Below are 1,992 nucleotides of genomic sequence, written 5' to 3' on the forward strand. Positions count from 1 at the left end.
CCTCATGTCCCGCCATATCTGGAGTTAGCTGATAGGAGATGCCGTCTATACTAACACAGGCATCTGAACCCACAAGGCGTGTTTCTGGCTCACGAACAAATTGACAAAACTTTTCCCAAGAACACATTTGTCGATAACCGTTCGTTGGCAGATACTTCAGCCAGGCTTGTAAGCGTTTTAATTTATCAGCGCGATGGGGCATTTCAGCATATTGGAATAAATAATTTATTAACCACTCATTTGCCTGATCCAATGAGGCAGGTTGATGAAAGTGAAACAAGGTTTCAAAAGATTCTTTTGTGGTTCTGTTCGTTCGCTCAACTTTGCCCTTACTGCGTGCGGTGGTTCGTCTTCCGTCCGATCCTCGTGGCATATGTGTCTTGAGATCGATACCAAGACATGTCAAAACCCTTCTAAATAACGCACTACGTGCGAAGGCCCCATTATCGGTGTAAAGCGTCTGTGGGATCCCTTGAAAAGGAAATCCTGATATTTTTTTAGCAGACATTGCATTAAACAAAAATTTTAAGGCAGTTAATACATCTTCGCCTGATGTCTCAATATATTCCGAATAAAGTACGCCACTTTTGTCATCAGTAACGCTTGCAAGAAACAATTTATAGTCACTGCTTTTAGTCAGTTTTTTTAAATCTGATGGCGTAAAATCAAACTGCCAACACTCATTACTTTCTTCTGCCTCGAAATGGACGACAATTGGTTCAACAGATAACAGGGTGTGATGATTAAATCCCCATTGCGTCATGTAACGATTCACCGTGCTTTTCTTTAAAACACCGACTGGCGCTTTAATTAACCCTTGGGCTGTTTCAATGCCATGTAACTCAAGGATCTCAATACATTTAGGTGTAGAAAGATGTCGATTGTTTTTATTGCTGGTACGGATTTTGAGTGCAGCAATAAGACGGCAGTACATTAGCATCTCATCGGATGAAATTGTTCTGGGTTGATTAAAATCCTTTCGTTTGTGAGGGCCAAAGTCGATACACTGGCGCAATTGCCGATAAACTGTACTGGATGTTACGCCAAAGCTATGGGCAAACTCTTCAATCAAGCTTTTTCGTGCAGAATGCTTTGGTGGGTAGGCACCTAATTGATTATGCAAAATAATTAACTGCTCGACAGGTATTTGCTTTCCCATGTTAGTTTTGTTCTCGGTTGGATTGATTAAGTAGCTTACTGCCAGCCTCTTTGAGAGAACCATCTCCATTAACATACGTATAAAGTGTCGTGGTAGTGATATTTAGGCGTTTTGCGACTTCATGTGCAACCGAATTACGATCACTCATTGCTACCATTGCCATTTTGATGGTGTGCTCATCCATCTTTCTTGGTCTACCCCCATTGCGACCCCTCGCTCTGGCAGCTAGTAACCCAGCTTGAGTCCGTTCACGAATAAGCTCTCGTTCAAACTCAGCTAACGATGCAAAAATACCAAATACGAGTCGCCCATTTGCGGTAGTTGTATCAATATCAGCGCCAGACAATACTTTAAAACCAACTTTTTTGTGATTGAGTTCATCTATAAGATTAACGAGATGCTTCATGTCACGACCAAGTCTATCCAGCTTCCACACCACCAGCGTGTTGCCAGGTTGTAATGCTTTAATGCATGCATTTAATCCAGGTCGGTCATCTTTTCGCCCAGAAGCAAGATCTTGATAAACATATTTGGGATCAACTCCTGCTTTTAATAAAGCGTCTTTTTGCAAATCAAGCAGTTGGCTGCCATCTGATTTAGAAATGCGCATATATCCAATTAACATAATCATCCCATAGCAAAGAAACTACAGAATTAGTCTATCAGCTTATGTTGATTTTCTCTATGAGTTATTTTGTTTGTTTTCAATCATTTTTCACAAATAATTATATCGCCAAGAAAACGTGCGTTTTTCTGGTGGTTAGGGAACTTTTCAGTTGCAAATAATGTGGGCCTAGTTGCAAATAATCTGGGCCGGATTTTACGTAGTGGCA

Annotated in this window: 2 protein-coding genes; both read right to left on the reverse strand. The window is 40.9% G+C overall.

Features of this window, described 5'->3' with window-relative positions:
- Positions 1–1,159 (reverse strand): DDE-type integrase/transposase/recombinase (locus T345_RS0110720; RefSeq protein WP_035918917.1); only part of this gene is annotated, 1,159 nt, incomplete at its 3' end.
- Between the two features lies 1 nt (position 1,160).
- Positions 1,161–1,784, reverse strand: a complete 624-nt coding sequence (locus tag T345_RS0110725) for a recombinase family protein (RefSeq protein WP_028389335.1) — start codon at positions 1,782–1,784, stop codon at positions 1,161–1,163.
- Positions 1,785–1,992: the final 208 nt, after the last annotated feature.

Source organism: Legionella fairfieldensis ATCC 49588 (assembly GCF_000621525.1).
GTDB lineage: Bacteria > Pseudomonadota > Gammaproteobacteria > Legionellales > Legionellaceae > Tatlockia > Tatlockia fairfieldensis.